Genomic DNA, 15,357 nt, shown 5'->3' on the forward strand with positions numbered 1-15,357 from the left:
GAGGGGGCTATATGGCATTGGGCAGCAAGGTTTTATAGTTGGATGGCATAAATATAACGGTATAGAAGCATCAGCCTATACGATGACTGCCTACGTTTAAGCCATAAATTCTAGCTGTTACATAAGTATTAATGCTGATTATCATCAATTTGATTATAACCATGGCATTTTATGGATTATCATATTAAATATTCATTTTTTCCTATAGTGATAATTCATGCTTGGTTCCCCTTCTAAGCGGCTTGAGGACTTGAGTCTGGTCCAGCGCGATCGGCTGGCCTACATAGATTTTCGGCTCTACTTCTTCGGTGAGATCGGTCGCCCAGATCTGATTGAGCGCTTCGGCGTGGCTCCAGCAGGGGCGACTCGCGATTTGGCTTTGTATCGGGAAATCGTGCCGCATAACATCACCTTCGATGGTAGCAACAAGATCTATCGCATCGGGCAGGCGTTTTCCCCGTTGTTCTGAATCGCCACGGATAATCTAGACACTTCCGAGCCGTTGATAATACTGGTTTTCATATTCTGTCGGTGACATCTGATCGCTGGAACCATGCCGACGCTTACTGTTATAAAACATTTCGATGTAATCAAAAATATCGCTGCGGGCTTCCTCCCGCGTTCCGTAGATCTTTTTCTTTATCCGTTCGCGTTTCAACAACTTGAAAAAGCTTTCTGCAACCGCATTATCGTGGCAGTTACCGCGACGGCTCATGCTGCCCTCCAGTCCGTGTGATTTCAGGAACGACTGCCACTCATGGCTTGTGTACTGACTGCCCTGATCCGAATGAACCAGCACCTGTTTTTGGGGATTACGCCGCCATACAGCCATCAGCAGTGCGTTCAGGACAATGTCCTTTGTCATCCGGGATTGCATGGACCAGCCGATAATTTTGCGTGAGAACAGATCAACAACCACAGCAAGATACAGCCAGCCTTCTTGGGTCCTGAGTAGAGTAAGAGGCAGGGCGTAGTCGGACTATTTCCCTGCCTCTCCTCCCCGAACCGGACGTGCACCTTTCAGCGCATCCGGCTCTCCATTTAAATGCTGGCGAACGCCATTGCCACTTCTGTAAAGCGCGATGTATACGTGTTTCTGGTCTCCGTCCTCAGATAGGGATTACCTTCGGGTAGCCGCCAGCGGAACAGCTTCTTGCCTTGCCCCACCAACCGGTACAGTATTTCGCCGCTGAGCTTGCCGTGATTGGTTTTACCAAATAAAACCCACGTTTTGCTCTGACCCGGTTTCGGTGATTTACACCACCACCTCATCAGGGAAGCGATACCTGTACGGTATTTGCGGGCCAGCCAGTGAGCCAGCTTCCAGAACACGACACGGTCGATATAACTGAAGACTTTGGCCTTAAAATCAACGAACTGATAGAACATGGCCCAGCCTTTCAGTTTTCGGTTGAGTTGTTCAGCCATATCGACTTTGCTTTCACTGTAGTTGCCTGATAACAGTGCTGTCAGCGATGCGGCGAAGTTTCTGGCTTTCTCCTGCGGGATCGTTGAGACCACTCGCATCTCGCCATAACGACTGCGTTTGCGAATGATCCTGTGCCCCAGAAAGATAAAGCCGTCATTAACATGGGTGATTTTAGTCTTATCCATGTTCAGCCTGAGTTTCAGACTGCCTTCGAGCACACCCCGACACTCCTCCCTGATGGCTTCCGCCTGTGCTTTGGTGCCTTTGACGATGAGGACAAAATCATCGGCATAGCGGCAGTACGCCACCGCGGGTTTCCACTGCCAGTTTTCTCTGACCGCCGTACTTCGGCCCCGTTGGATACTGTTATTCCAGTACCACCGATCTTTTCTGGCTTTCCCGCTCAGGTAGCGCTCATGCAGGTATTGATCGAACTCATTCAGCATGATGTTCGATAATAGCGGCGATATAACACCGCCCTGTGGCACACCTTCACTGGCCGCCCGAAAGAGACCGACATCGATATGTCCCGCCTTGATGGTTTTCCACAGCAGAGTCATGAAACGTGCGTCACTGATCCTGCGGCGTACAGCCTTCATCAGCAGTCGATGATGTACGGTGTCGAAGTAACTGGACAGGTCGCCTTCAATCACCCAGCGTCCCCGGGTTTCACCGCAGTCTGTGAGCTGTAATTTCACCGTGCGGATCGCGTGGTGGACACTGCGCTCAGGCCGGAAGCCATATGAGAGCGTATGAAAATCACTCTCCCATATCGGCTCCATCGCCATCAGCATGGCCCGCTGAACAATACGATCCCGCAACGCGGGGATACCCAGTGGTCGCAGTTTGCCGTTGCTTTTAGGGATGTAAACCCGTCTGGCGGGCAAGGGCTGGTAGTGGCCTGAGAGTAATTCATCCCTGAGGATTTGCAGCTCAACAGCCAGTCTGGCCTGTAGCATTGTTTTGTTCACGCCATCAACGCCGGGGGTATGCGCCCCCTTTGATGAAAGCGTGATCCGCGCCGCTTCAGCCAGCCATTCTGGTTGTGTTATCAGACGCAGCAGCCGTTGAATCCGTAGGGACGGATCGGTGGCTGCCCATGTGGCAAGCTTGCGTTGCATTTCGCTGATTATCAAAGGTCTTCACCTCGTTAGGTCAGTTAATTCACGTCGCAAACACATTCAAACTGCTTCCCTTCGCCATGTAATGGGCTTTCCCCATCGCGGACTACTACGGAAGCTCCGCCAGCCAGCGCGTCATCGGAGCCATGCCCCCTTAACATCCGTCGCTGACCTTCCCCGGTTTACCTGCCTGGACTCAGGCATACTGAGGAGGCTGCCCGTCGCACTCTTTATCCTTGCTTGCCGCAAGTTGGCAGAAGTCAGCAACGCAAGCGTGATAGACGCTGCTGCCCCGGTGTTTCGCATACATGTCAAAACACCTTCGACCGGCAGTGCTTACGTATCACTGCCAGTTCCTCCTGCACGGCCTGTCAGATCACGTAGGCCGTGGTGACGTTTTCAACCCACAGAGGCGGATTAACGGGTTCATGTTCTTCAGCCTTTCAGTACTTAACCTTGAGGATCATCTCGGCTTAGTGATCTCGCCTCAATCCCCGTTGTCAGCGGGTTACATCACCCTGCGGGCATGCCGCAGGTCACTGCCGCTCAGGTTCTCCACCGTCACACCCGGTGGGATTGTTGGGTTTCTCATCGTGAGTTACCGGTTCAATATTCCAGACAGACTCGCGGTTCATTTAAGCATCCATGCCCGCCCTGAACTCCGGGCACACTATAGGTTATGTCGGTTACCCAACGCTCATCCGGAGCATCCGGATTGAACTGTCGCTGGAGCCTGTTGGGCGACACGATACTGGCCTCGCCTTTACGTGCCCACGGGCTCCGGTATCCGACCTGAGCCTTTATCCCGACACGTTTCATCAGTCGCCAGACTCTGTTGACTCCGCACTGTTGCCCGCTGTCCCGCAGATCCAGATGGATCTTGCGATAACCATAGACGCATCCCGATTCCAGCCAGAACTGTTTAATCTGTCCTGTCAGTCTCAGGTCTGCCCGATGGCGTTGTGAATGCGGCTGCTGAAGCCATGCGTAAAAGCCACTGGGATGAACATCCAGCACCCGACAGAGCAGGCGAACAGGCCAGCAACGGGCGTTGTCACGGATAAAGGCGTACCTCAGTCGGACAGTTTTGCGAAGTACGCCGCTGTAGATTCAATTGGTCAACGCAACAGTTATGTGAAAACATGGGGTTGCGGAGGTTTTTTGAATGAGACGAACATTTACAGCAGAGGAAAAAGCCTCTGTTTTTGAACTATGGAAGAACGGAACAGGCTTCAGTGAAATAGCGAATATCCTGGGTTCAAAACCCGGAACGATCTTCACTATGTTAAGGGATACTGGCGGCATAAAACCCCATGAGCGTAAGCGGGCTGTAGCTCACCTGACACTGTCTGAGCGCGAGGAGATACGAGCTGGTTTGTCAGCCAAAATGAGCATTCGTGCGATAGCTACTGCGCTGAATCGCAGTCCTTCGACGATCTCACGTGAAGTTCAGCGTAATCGGGGCAGACGCTATTACAAAGCTGTTGATGCTAATAACCGAGCCAACAGAATGGCGAAAAGGCCAAAACCGTGCTTACTGGATCAAAATTTACCATTGCGAAAGCTTGTTCTGGAAAAGCTGGAGATGAAATGGTCTCCAGAGCAAATATCAGGATGGTTAAGGCGAACAAAACCACGTCAAAAAACGCTGCGAATATCACCTGAGACAATTTATAAAACGCTGTACTTTCGTAGCCGTGAAGCGCTACACCACCTGAATATACAGCATCTGCGACGGTCGCATAGCCTTCGCCATGGCAGGCGTCATACCCGCAAAGGCGAAAGAGGTACGATTAACATAGTGAACGGAACACCAATTCACGAACGTTCCCGAAATATCGATAACAGACGCTCTCTGGGGCATTGGGAGGGCGATTTAGTCTCAGGTACAAAAAACTCTCATATAGCCACACTTGTAGACCGAAAATCACGTTATACGATCATCCTTAGACTCAGGGGCAAAGATTCTGTCTCAGTAAATCAGGCTCTTACCGACAAATTCCTGAGTTTACCGTCAGAACTCAGAAAATCACTGACATGGGACAGAGGAATGGAACTGGCCAGACATCTAGAATTTACTGTCAGCACCGGCGTTAAAGTTTACTTCTGCGATCCTCAGAGTCCTTGGCAGCGGGGAACAAATGAGAACACAAATGGGCTAATTCGGCAGTACTTTCCTAAAAAGACATGTCTTGCCCAATATACTCAACATGAACTAGATCTGGTTGCTGCTCAGCTAAACAACAGACCGAGAAAGACACTGAAGTTCAAAACACCGAAAGAGATAATTGAAAGGGGTGTTGCATTGACAGATTGAATCTACAGCGGCTTTTTTTAATATGTCCCGTTCGTCAGTAACCCGCTTCAGCTCTTTCTGGAGACGGCGGATCTCGGTCTGAGCATCTGACTGTTCTTTATGAGTGGAGGAATCCGGCCCGTACTTCTTTATCCAGGCGTAAAGGCTGTGGGTGGTGATATCGAGACGTGTTGCAACGCTGGAAACAGAATAACCACGATCAACAACCTGTTTGACTGCTTCAATTTTAAACTCTTCGGGATAACGCTTACCGCTCATGGGCACCTCTCTTTAAGCCATCTTAAATGACTCTGAGGTGTCTGTTAAACCCGTGTCGATTCAGGTCGCCCGGCGTATCCCTTGATGGCGATGCTGCGTATCCATCTGATGCAGAACTGGTTCGGCTACAGCGATCCGGCCATGGAAGAAGCGCTGTACGAGACGACCATCCTACGTCCGTTAGCCGGGCTGAGCATGGAGCGTATTCCTGACGAAACCACCATCCTCAACTTCCGTCGTCTGCTGGAGAAACATGAGCTGGCAGCCGGCATCCTCTGCGTGATCAATGGCTACCTGGGGGATCGCGGTCTGTCGCTGCGCCAGGGCACTATCGTCGATGCCACGCTGATCCACGCGCCCAGTTCAACCAAGAACCAGGACGGCAAGCGCGACCCGGAAATGCACCAGACCAAGAAGGGGAACCAGTATTACTTTGGCATGAAGGCGCACATCGGCGTTGATGATGAATCGGGGCTGGTACACAGCGTGGTGGGCACGGCAGCCACCGTGGCGGATGTCACCCACGTCGACAAGCTGCTGCACGGCGACGAGAACGTCGTCTGCGCCGATGCCGGCTACACCGGCGTCGAAAAGCGCTCCGAGCATGCCGACCGAGAAGTGATCTGGCAGGTCGCAGCACGCCGCAGCACCTACAAGATGCTCGATAAACGCAGCGCCCTGTACAAAGCCAAGCGCAAGATCGAGAAGGCCAAGGCGCAAGTGCGAGCGAAGGTAGAGCCCCCGTTTCGCGTGATCAAGCGGCAGTTTCGGCTACACCAAGGTACGTTTCCGAGGGCTGGTGAGGAACACTGCACAACTGGTGACGCTGTTTGCCCTGTCGAACCTATGGATGGCCCGCCGACATTTGCTGGCAAGCGCAGGAGAGGTGCGCCTGTAATGCGGAAAATGGCCGTCGCAAGGTGCTCGCGACGGCTGAAAGCACCGAAATGAGCGGGTGATCCGATCGTTTTTGATCGGTTCACCGCTTTCAAAATCAGCAGTGGCTGAAGTCAGCCGGAAATACAGGGCTACTTCAGACCATCCCTAGCTAGGGCTCGTAGTTCGGCGCAAGGCTGAAGTCGCTTGGCTGCTTCGCTGTGCAGATCCATGACCCACTTTCCATCAAACTCCCGGTTGTAGTTCCACAAGCATCTCGCGAGTCTTGCCGGCCCGCTCCACTAACAAGACCACAACATCTCCAACGTTCTTGTCGTCTAGCCGGGCCTGTAATGTGGTGACGTCGTCGACGGCGATACCGTCGATGCTGATAACGCGATCGCCGGGCACGATGCCGCCTGCGGTGACCTCGACGCCGACGAGCCCGGCCCTGTGCGCCGCCGAGCCCGGCGTCACGCGCAATACGAATACGCCCTTACTGCCGGTCAGCGCCTGCAGACGCGCGTTGAGCTGCTCATCCACCTCGATGCCCAGCGCCGGACGGATGTACTTGCCGGTCTTTATGAGTTGCGGCACCACGCGCATGACGGTATCGACCGGCACCGCAAAGCCTATGCCGGCCGAGGCGCCAGACGGACTGTAGATGGCGGTATTGATTCCGATCAGCCGCCCAGCCGAATCGAGCAGCGGGCCACCGGAATTGCCGGGGTTGATGGCGGCGTCGGTCTGGATCAGGTGATCGATGGCCGGGCCGCCCGCTTCTCCCGGCAACGAGCGGTCGAGCGCGGAGACGATACCAGTTGTGAGCGTCCAGTCCAGGCCGAAGGGGTTGCCGATAGCGAACACCTTCTGACCCACCTTGAGGTCGGCACTGGTGCCGACCGGCACGGCCGGCGGGCGCTTGAAACCGACGCCGATCTTGAGCACGGCGATGTCGTGCGCGGGGCTCGTCCCCACCAGCGCGGCCTGGTAGTCGCGGCCGTCGGCCAGTTTGACGGTGGCTTCGGACGCGCCCTGGATGACGTGGAAGTTGGTGACGACGTGGCCGGCGTCGTCCCAGATGAAGCCCGATCCAGTGCCGCGCGGCACGGAGAACACGTTGCGCGTCCAGACATCGCGTACTAATTGCGCGGTGGTGATGTAGACCACCGAGGCGCGCGATTTTTCGAACAGTTCGATGGTGGTTTTCTCGTCCGCCGCCAGATCGCCACGCGCCATCACGGTGCGTTCTGCTGCCTCGCGCGGACTGAACCATGCTTCGATGGCGGGCAGAAACTGCCACAGCAGCATGAGCGCGGCAATGCAGGCGGTGATGAAGAGCCCGCGCCGGACGAAGCGGTCCGGCGCGGGGCGTTGGTACGGGTCGAGATAGGCCATGAGACGTCTCCTGTTGATGGGCAATCAGCGCCACAGCCCGCTCGGGCGCCAGCGCGGTGGGCGCGTCGCCAAAGCGGATTCCGGCAAAAAATGGGGCGCGCGGAGTGGCAACGCTGATGCTGGCCCAGGCGCCAACGTCAGCAGGCGTGCGATGCGCTCTTGCGTTGCCGGACGCGTGCGCAAGCAGGAGGGCTCGGGATTGCCCCATCCCGGCCATAGCCAGGCACGCCAGGAGCGGCTGACCCGCTCGATTTTCGCCAGCGCGGACGCCAGCCCCTGCGGGTCGCCAGTCAGTTCCGCCGCAAGGCGGTCAGCGTCGAACTCACGCACGCGAGACAAGCCGAGCAGTGCGAGCAGAGCCAGCTGGGGCGATGCGGCCAATAACAATAGACCAGGCCAATAGACCTCCGCCGCGCCAACCAGCTGCGCGGGCAGGCTGAGCAGGATCGCGATCTGTCCCATAAGGGCCAGTAGGCTCGTGAGGCGACTGTCGGAATCCGCCAGCCCCATGACACGCAGATCCTCATTAGCGATGTGCGCGACCTCGTGCACGAGCACACCCGCCAGCTCGCGTGGGCTCAGGCTGCGCAGCAGGCCATCGGTGAGGGCGATCGATGCCTCCTGCTTCGATCCGGTGGCGAAGGCGTTGACGACGGCACTGGGCACATAGTGCGGCACCGGCGTGGCGGGCAAACCGGCACGGGCGGGCAGCTCGCGCAACCGGGCCCACATCTCGTGGGCTTCTTGCGGGTGCAAGGCCCGTACGCGGTACAGGCGCAAGCTCAGCGCCGACGCGGCTACCGGTTCCAGCAGCAACGCACCTGCAACGGCAAACAGCGCGAGCCACAGGCAGCCTTCCCCAAACGGCAGTCTCCCTGCTGCGGCTGCGATCCCGACCAGGGTCAGGACCAACAGCCCGGTCTGCAGGCGGTTGAGCCAGCGGTGTTGCAAGAGCGCCGTGCGCGGATCACTGGGATGATGACGGGTCATGCTCAGAGGTCTCGGCGGCGCGGTCGCCGCGCTTGCGCAGCAGCCAGTAGGTCGCACCCAGAGCCAGCGTGGCGCTTGCCAGCGCGGCTATCTTTGCGGGGCTCGCGTCGGAGTCGAGGACCACGAACTTGCGGGAGAGTGCGATCAGCGCGATCAGGACCACTGTCTTGACCTGGATGATGCTGTCCCGACGCAGCGCCACGCGCACGATGGAATGCTTGAACTCCATCGCGATCAAGAGCGTCATGATCATACCGAACACGCTCTGGAATACCTTGTGGTCCAGGGGATTGAAGGCATCGAGAACCAGCAGCGTGAAGACGATGGAGATGAGCTGGAACAGCGACACCACGATGATGACGGCGATCACCGCCGACAGCACGAGCGCGACGACCTGCTCGAAGCGCTCGTAAAAACTCATGATGGCTAATTGGTCACGCAAGACCTGAAATGGGTTAAGGCGTGTTGATTTCATGACGATGAACTCCCTGGAAAACGGCTGCTGTCGAGACGGCGGCGCATTGCGTTGATGTGTCCTTCAATCAGCTCGGTCGACATGCCAAGCGTCGACATCACCTGTTCCGCCAGCCCAATAGCTGCGGCAAAGGATTGCTGATACACGCGCACGTTGGGCATGGCGCGAAATGCATCGGCCGCGGTCGTACTTCTGCATGACACCCACAAGGTCAGCGCCGGACGGCGCTCGGCAATCGCCTGGGCGATGCGCAACGCTTGCTGGGCATGGGCGAACGTCAGCACCACCAAGTGCGCATGCGTCAAGCCGGCAGCCAGCAAGGTATCGGGCCGACTGGCATCGCCATGGAACACCGGCGCGCCGGCGGCACGCGCGGCCTCGACCTTCTGCGCGTCCGCCTCCAGCAGCAGATGCGCCACGCCGGCGTGGCGAAGAATCTCGCTGACTGTAAGGCCAAGCTCGCCCGCGCCGCAAACGATGACATGGTCTCGATATCGCGTCGTCTGCGCGGCGATCTCGACTTCTTCAGCCTGGGGTGGCTGAATGACGCCGCCGGTGCGGCTCAAGAACCGGGCAAGTACATCGTGATGGCGGATCAGTAGCGGTGCCAGAGCCATGCTGAGCACCAGCGCGACCAGCATGGGTTGGACGACGGTCGCGGGGATCAGATGCTGCTGCAAGACCGTGCCCAACAACAGCAGGGCGAACTCGCCGCCGTGCCCCAACGCTATGCCCGCGCGCCAGGCATCGAGGGCGGACAGGCGCGTCGCCCGCAAGGCCAGCGTATTGAGCAGGATCTTGACTGGTACCAGCACCACCAGCCACGCCAGCACCGCCAGCGGTGCCGAAAGAATCTGTGCTGCGTCCAGTTGCAGGCCGATGGTCACGAAGAACACGCCCGACAACACATCGCGAAAGGGCCTGAGGTGGCTTTCCATGTGGTGCCGGAAGTCGCTCTCGCCCAGGACCATCCCGGCGAGGAAGGCCCCCAGGGCGGCGGATACGCCGACCGCGTGCGCAGCGGCGGCGGCAGCCACCACCACGCACAAGGAGACGAGCACGAACGATTCCTCGTGGCCCCGCCGCGCCACCCAGCCCAGCAGGCCATGCAACAGACGGCGCGAGGCGAGGGCCGCTGCCGCGAACAGCAGCAGCACACCGAATACTTCGAGCAGCACATGCTCGATCTTCGGCGACTCGCCGCGCGCCCAGATTGCCAGCAAGGCCAGCAGGGGCACGCTGGCCAGGTCCTGAAAGACCAGCACGGCGATGGCACTGCGGCCGTGGCGGGTGGTGAGCTCGCCTTGGTCGGCCAGTTGTCGGCTGACCAGCGCCGTGGACGACATGGCCGCCGCAGTGCCGAGCAGCGCGGCGCTCTGGCCGGGCTGCCCCAGCCACATCAATAGCAGGATCAGCGGCGGGGCCACGGCGATCATCTGCAGAGCGCCCGCCATCAGCACCGTCCTGCGGGCGAGCCAGAAGTGTCCGAGGGAGAATTCCAGTCCGACCATGAACAACAGCAGCGCCACGCCCAGCTCGGACAGAAAGCTCAGCGTCTCCCCCGGCGCGATCACGCTGATGACTGAGGGGCCCAGTACAACGCCGACAGAGAGATACCCCAGCAAGGCGGGCACTCTGAACGCCGCCGTCGCCATCGACGCCAGGCTGCAAGCCGCCAGCAGGATTAGCGTATCGCCGAGTAAGGCCTGCATCGGTCAGCGTCCCACTTGCGTCGACGTCCAGCGCACGATGTCCTGCGCGCCCATCGCGCCGGCCTGACGGGCGATCTCCCGCCCACCCTGGAACAGGGCGAGCGTCGGGATGCTGCGGATACCGAACTGCGCGGCCAGGTGGGGCTCAGCCTCGGTATTCACCTTCGCCAGCCGGATCCTCGGTTCGAGCTGGTGCGCCGCTTGCTGGAACTGTGGCGCCATCATCTTGCACGGCCCGCACCATGGCGCCCAGAAATCGACCAGTAGCGGCAGATCGCTGCGCTCCACGTGGCGCGAGAACGTCGCCGTGGTCAACTCGATGGGCTCGCCCGTGAACAAGGGCTGCTGGCAGCGGCCACAGTTGGGATGTTCCGATAGCTTCGCAGTCGGTACGCGGTTGATGGACTGGCAATGCGGGCAGACGAGGTGAAGATCATTCTTCATGGTTCGCCTCCTTGGACCACAGTGAGGCTGCCTCGCTTCGGGTCACAGACAATGCCGACCAATCAACGCCTTGGAGCCAATCGTTCCCGTTTTTGCTTACTCCGGCCTCTTCCAGATGAGCAGCGATGAATGCTTCGGCCTGCATGAGCCACCTTCGGACAGCATCTTCCTTACTAGGAATCAGCAGGATTTCAGAGACGCTGCTGGCATTCAGCCCGTCCACACGGATAAGCAGAAAAATGCGCCGCCACAAACGCGGCATGTCCTTCAGCAGGTCAAATGCAAAAGCGAGCTCGCTCGACCGATCAATCAGCTCCTCCTGTTCCGCGATCGTTGCGACATCGGGATGCTGACTGCCAGCGAAGATATCGGCCAGCTTGAGTGTGTCATCGGGCTGATAAAATTCGAAGATTTCCTCTTCCACCATGGCCTCGGCCACGTCTTGGGCATCCGGTTCGACCGGCGCGTCCAGAGAAACGAATTCGCCAAATTGCCGGCTGCTTGCCACTTCGTTATCCAGGACGGCGAACAGATGCTTCAAAAGATCGGTGTAAGCCTCTTTTTCCCCCGGCACGGATTGCCATTCCACCTCAGCTCGGACAATCGCTTCATCCACCACGTCGCGCAGCGTCGGATAATCGCGCGGTAAATCGCCGACGGCCCGCAGATAAGCCAGCTCACGCCTTGCGACAGCCTCAAGTTTCGACAGTAGAGGCATTCGGGTCACCTCGGCCTCATGGGCGGCTGATGCGGGTTTTGCGGCAATCCGCACCTTGAGCTCGCGCAAGCGCTCGCGTCGTGCTTTGCGCTTGATTTGATCCTGAGCATGCAGTCGGTCAAAATGCTTCCTGGCCTGACGGAACAACGACTGTGCGAGCATCTTCGCGAGGGGCGTAAGCTCGTCATGTGATGCAGTAACGCTGACAATCTTTTTGCCGGGCAGGTGCATATAGCCACTGGCCAGAAATTGCCGCTTGATCTTGTCGCGATCAAGGACGATTTGAAGTTGCGCTGAATCTTTAGTGTGTTTGTCGAGCAATGGCTTGAGGGCGTGCTCGATCACATTTCCCAAAGTTCTCTGCCAAGGTTCATGAAACTCTTTGTCGATAGCTCGATAGCTATATTGCATCTGCATGTATGACTCCTTCGATGTCATTTCTATGGAGGTATGAATCGAGGATGCTCATATCCATAGATTTTGGTTTGGCACGCTCTTACCCCAGGCGCGTTTTGCGAAGACTCCAACTCAAGAACAAAAGCGTGACGCCATAGACTGCCGCATGGAAACCCAACAGCCAGCCTGCGGCCACGAATGACTCGACCGGACGGGTAAAAAATATCCACAAGACGATAGCGCCAAGGATAATCGAGAGCAGTCCACTGAGGGCAAGCCAGATTTCACCCTTGATTTCCCGACGCAGCCGAACGGCGGCGGATATCTCCAGCACACCGGTGAAAATCGCCCAGAAGCCCACGCTAGCCCATAAAAAAGAAGCCAAGACTATCGTGGCGGCCCAAGGAGCAACCAGGACGACGACGCCCGTAAGTATGCCGACAATGCCGCTGAACAGCAGCCAGCCCCAGCGCTCTTTTTTCTGTATATGGCGCACCGCTGCAAACAAGTTGAACGCGCCATTGACCAAGGAAAATGCGCCGAACATGATGGTCATGGCCAACAGAGCCGATTGTGGCATCCAGAACGCGAGGGCTGCAAAAATCAATGCCAAGACACCGCGCAGCACAAAAAGCCACCAATTTTGGCTCAGCGAACACAGTGCTTTGGTGGGGTCATCCGCATTGGAATTAGCGATGGTGTCTGTGTTCATGCAATATCTCCTAAAGATCTATACAGAATAAAAAATCAAACACTCATGGAACAAGAGAGGGGGCGCTATGCGCCCCCTATCCAGGGGTTTCAGAACAACTTGGACAGTTTTGCCTTGACTTCATCGAGCCAGCCTTTTCCGCAGCCTCCCCCTCCCGTCTTTTCCTTGATTTTCTTGAGTTCAGCGTACAGGGGCTCAAAGTCCTTCCTTTTTCCATAGCCCAGCAGTTCTGCCATTTCCAATTGCTGCCGGGCTTCGTTCAACAATGTCTCCAGGCGCTCATTGGATGCTTCGCTGCGCTGACCATCTTCTACCAGGGGCTCGGCGCGCTTCAGGAGCAGCTTCGCACGCAGGACGGGCAGCGGAAGCACGCTGCGCTCCTCGACCAGCGTGCTGAGCGCTGACTGCAGCGCGGCTTTGGCTTCTTCGATCTTGCCCTGATCGATCAGCGGCACGACTGCCTTCACGGCTGCGGGATAGGACGCCAAAGGGATGCTGGTGACCGTGATCACGATTTCACTGGCCAGCAAAGCCAGCACGTGGCGAGCCTGTTGCACCTCGCCATGTTTGAGGGCATCCAGCGCCTCGTCGGTCATCGCCTCAATGGTTTCCGTGTTGGCGAACAAGTCGTGCACGATGGTGCGCACATCAACGCCGGCCAGGGCGAGCGTGGGTTCGCGCGCGACGATCAGCTCCAGCTTTCCCGTCACTTCGGCCAGCGTTGCCAATGCGCGTGCAGTGTCCTTGCCGTCAAGTGCGGCCAGCGCGGATTTGGTCAGCGACAAGGCCGAGACTGCCTCATCGAGGACTTGTTTACGTTTGTCTTCCGCCTGCGAGTCCGTTTCTTTCTGAACCTCAGGCTGTACCTCCGTGACGACTTCAGGCTTGGACTCTGGACTGACAGGAAGGCTGCTTACCGCGGCCTGTTCGTTTATTCCTTCGTTCGTCGCATTGGGATTCGGTGTTTGCTCATTCATGGTGATATGCCTCGTATGAGATAGTGAAAATAGGCGAATCTATTGGGGCTGAATGCGAACATCGCGAGACTGACCGACAGAGCAGTCAGCCCCTTCATCACCTCAAAACAGCTTTTGGATGCGCGTCTTCAACTCGTCGAACCATCCCTTGCCGCTTTTGCCACCAGCCGACTTTTGCTCAATGGACTTCACCTGATCGAAGATGGGTTTGAAGTCCGCCTTCTTGCCATAACCCAGGATCTGCGCCATCTCGATCTCCGTGCGCACGGACGACAGCAAGGTGCTGAGCTCCTCGTTCTGCTTGGCATCGCGCCTGTCGGTCTCGGCCAGCTTTTCAGCTTTTGCCATCGCGGCTTCGGCCCGTAGCACGGGCAGAGGAAAGGCGACCGAGGTCACCACCAGCGTGTTCAGTGCTCGGGCGAGTTCCGCTTTGGCGTTGTCGATCTTGCCGCTGTCGATGAGCCGTGCGGCCGACTTGATCGCTGCCGGGTACGTTGCCATCGGAAGGTTGTCGGTTTGGATTACGATTTCGCTGGCCAGATTGGCAACGATGGGCCGGGCCTTTTGCACCTCGCCATCACCCAACAACTCCCGAGACAACTTGACCGCTTTCTTTACCGATTCCACGTTGGCGTGGATATCGTGGGTGATGACGCGTACATCGACCGGCGCCAAAGCAAGTTTGGCGTCGCGTGCCAATACCAGTTCCATCTTTCCGCTGGCCAGTTCCAGCGCAGCAAGCGCCTCCTTGGTCTTATTTGCATCAAGGAGGGTCAAAGCCTCCTGGGTCTTGGTGAGCGCCGTGATGGCGTCTTGAGTGAGCTCGGCACGCTTTTTATCGGCTTCCCGGGCGGCCTTGTCATCTACCTGTGGCTGTGCCGCCTTGGATGCGGCAGAGGGTGCTGCAGCACCTGGGCTAGAACCTGCCGCCGATTGGGCCAGAGCCGGTCCGCTCAGTCCGACGACGACCGCCAGGGCAAGTGCGGAGAAGGTGTATTGTGGCTGTTTGATATTCATGATCTTGGGCTCTTGATTGAAGTTAGTTGACTGAGATTTCAATCTGTTTCGGTTTGGCTTGCTCGGCCTTGACAAGCCGCACTTCCAGCACGCCGTCTTTCATGGAAGCCGTCACCTTGGTCGGATCAACGTTGTCAGGCAAGACAAAGCTGCGCACAAAGCGGCCATACGCACGTTCGATGCGGTGGAACTTCTTGCCCTGCTCCTCTTTTTCCAGTTTGCGCTCGCCGCTGATGGTGAGCACACCGTTTTCCGCGCTGACGCGCACGGCATCCTTGGGGACCTCCGGCAGATCCAGCTTGAGGAGGAATGCGTTCTCATCCTCGCTGATGTCCGCCATTGGTGCCCAGTCCGCCGTGGTCATGGCTTCGTTGCCGGTACGGGCGCCCTGTCGCTGGGGTATTCGTCCGAACATCGTCGCCAGGCGGTTTTGCAATTCATCCAGTTCCCGGAAGGGGTCCCACGGTGTCAATGCAGACATATCGGTTCTCCTTGAACAATGCCGACGAATTGGATG

The 15,357-nt window shown here is 57.5% G+C and carries 13 protein-coding genes and 4 pseudogenes; 3 read left to right on the forward strand and 14 right to left on the reverse strand.

Going from position 1 to position 15,357, the window contains the following annotated elements; translation table 11 throughout:
* The first annotated feature begins 217 nt into the window (after positions 1 to 217).
* Positions 218 to 469 carry a hypothetical protein gene (locus tag ACLHV9_RS04640; protein ID WP_003847791.1) on the forward strand — a complete coding sequence of 84 codons (252 nt, stop codon included), beginning with the start codon at positions 218 to 220 and terminating at the stop codon, positions 467 to 469.
* A gap of 15 nt (positions 470 to 484) precedes the next feature.
* On the opposite strand, the pseudogene ACLHV9_RS04645 reads toward ACLHV9_RS04640, so the two are convergent.
* The 3 genes and pseudogenes from ACLHV9_RS04645 to ACLHV9_RS04655 all read right to left on the reverse strand — a co-directional run.
* Positions 485 to 961 (reverse strand): annotated as a pseudogene (locus tag ACLHV9_RS04645) (IS3 family transposase); the annotation flags it as partial.
* A gap of 80 nt (positions 962 to 1,041) precedes the next feature.
* On the reverse strand, positions 1,042 to 2,550 hold the full coding sequence (gene ltrA / locus ACLHV9_RS04650) for a group II intron reverse transcriptase/maturase (RefSeq protein WP_001189111.1): 1,509 nt from the start codon (positions 2,548 to 2,550) through the stop codon (positions 1,042 to 1,044).
* Between the two features lie 672 nt (positions 2,551 to 3,222).
* Positions 3,223 to 3,651 (reverse strand): annotated as a pseudogene (locus ACLHV9_RS04655) (IS3 family transposase); the annotation flags it as partial.
* 64 nt (positions 3,652 to 3,715) lie between these two features.
* Here ACLHV9_RS04655 and ACLHV9_RS04660 point away from each other — a divergent pair.
* Complete coding sequence (locus ACLHV9_RS04660; protein ID WP_001254932.1) at positions 3,716 to 4,867, forward strand: IS30-like element IS30 family transposase; 1,152 nt, start codon at positions 3,716 to 3,718, stop codon at positions 4,865 to 4,867.
* A 9-nt stretch (positions 4,868 to 4,876) separates the two neighbouring features.
* On the opposite strand, the pseudogene ACLHV9_RS04665 reads toward ACLHV9_RS04660, so the two are convergent.
* A pseudogene (locus ACLHV9_RS04665) lies at positions 4,877 to 5,125 on the reverse strand (transposase); the annotation flags it as partial.
* A 57-nt stretch (positions 5,126 to 5,182) separates the two neighbouring features.
* Between ACLHV9_RS04665 and ACLHV9_RS04670 the strand changes: the two are divergent.
* A pseudogene (locus ACLHV9_RS04670) lies at positions 5,183 to 6,023 on the forward strand (IS5 family transposase); the annotation flags it as partial.
* 224 nt (positions 6,024 to 6,247) lie between these two features.
* Here ACLHV9_RS04670 and ACLHV9_RS04675 read toward each other — a convergent pair.
* The 10 genes from ACLHV9_RS04675 to hsp20-GI all read right to left on the reverse strand — a co-directional run bounded on the left by ACLHV9_RS04675 (position 6,248) and on the right by hsp20-GI (position 15,321).
* Positions 6,248 to 7,399, reverse strand: a complete 1,152-nt coding sequence (locus ACLHV9_RS04675; protein WP_003847784.1) for a S1C family serine protease — start codon at positions 7,397 to 7,399, stop codon at positions 6,248 to 6,250.
* A gap of 24 nt (positions 7,400 to 7,423) precedes the next feature.
* Positions 7,424 to 8,389: a zinc metalloprotease HtpX gene (locus ACLHV9_RS04680; RefSeq protein ID WP_003847782.1), complete on the reverse strand. Its 966-nt coding sequence runs from the start codon at positions 8,387 to 8,389 to the stop codon at positions 7,424 to 7,426.
* Complete coding sequence (psiE-GI, locus tag ACLHV9_RS04685) at positions 8,367 to 8,864, reverse strand: heat resistance protein PsiE-GI (protein WP_003847780.1); 498 nt, start codon at positions 8,862 to 8,864, stop codon at positions 8,367 to 8,369. Before psiE-GI ends, ACLHV9_RS04680 begins: the two co-directional genes overlap by 23 nt.
* Positions 8,861 to 10,576: a heat resistance system K+/H+ antiporter KefB-GI gene (gene kefB-GI, locus ACLHV9_RS04690; protein WP_003847777.1), complete on the reverse strand. Its 1,716-nt coding sequence runs from the start codon at positions 10,574 to 10,576 to the stop codon at positions 8,861 to 8,863. Before kefB-GI ends, psiE-GI begins: the two co-directional genes overlap by 4 nt.
* Before the next feature lie 3 nt (positions 10,577 to 10,579).
* On the reverse strand, positions 10,580 to 11,020 hold the full coding sequence (gene trx-GI, locus ACLHV9_RS04695; protein ID WP_000786814.1) for a heat resistance system thioredoxin Trx-GI: 441 nt from the start codon (positions 11,018 to 11,020) through the stop codon (positions 10,580 to 10,582).
* Entirely contained in the window at positions 11,010 to 12,155 is a 1,146-nt protein-coding gene (locus ACLHV9_RS04700; RefSeq protein ID WP_003847774.1) for a hypothetical protein, read from the reverse strand. Before ACLHV9_RS04700 ends, trx-GI begins: the two co-directional genes overlap by 11 nt.
* Positions 12,156 to 12,234: 79 nt before the next feature.
* Positions 12,235 to 12,846, reverse strand: a complete 612-nt coding sequence (hdeD-GI, locus tag ACLHV9_RS04705) for a heat resistance membrane protein HdeD-GI (RefSeq protein ID WP_003847772.1) — start codon at positions 12,844 to 12,846, stop codon at positions 12,235 to 12,237.
* Between the two features lie 89 nt (positions 12,847 to 12,935).
* Positions 12,936 to 13,823, reverse strand: coding sequence for a heat resistance protein YfdX2 (yfdX2, locus tag ACLHV9_RS04710; RefSeq protein WP_003847770.1), 888 nt, complete (start codon positions 13,821 to 13,823; stop codon positions 12,936 to 12,938).
* Positions 13,824 to 13,925: 102 nt separating this feature from the next.
* Entirely contained in the window at positions 13,926 to 14,840 is a 915-nt protein-coding gene (yfdX1, locus tag ACLHV9_RS04715; RefSeq protein WP_003847769.1) for a heat resistance protein YfdX1, read from the reverse strand.
* A gap of 22 nt (positions 14,841 to 14,862) precedes the next feature.
* A complete protein-coding gene (hsp20-GI, locus tag ACLHV9_RS04720; RefSeq protein WP_001275372.1) occupies positions 14,863 to 15,321 on the reverse strand; it encodes a small heat shock protein sHSP20-GI in 459 nt (152 codons plus the stop codon).
* Between the last annotated feature and the right edge of the window lie 36 nt (positions 15,322 to 15,357).

The organism is Enterobacter sp. CPE_E890 (assembly GCF_046521475.1).
GTDB lineage: Bacteria > Pseudomonadota > Gammaproteobacteria > Enterobacterales > Enterobacteriaceae > Enterobacter > Enterobacter adelaidei.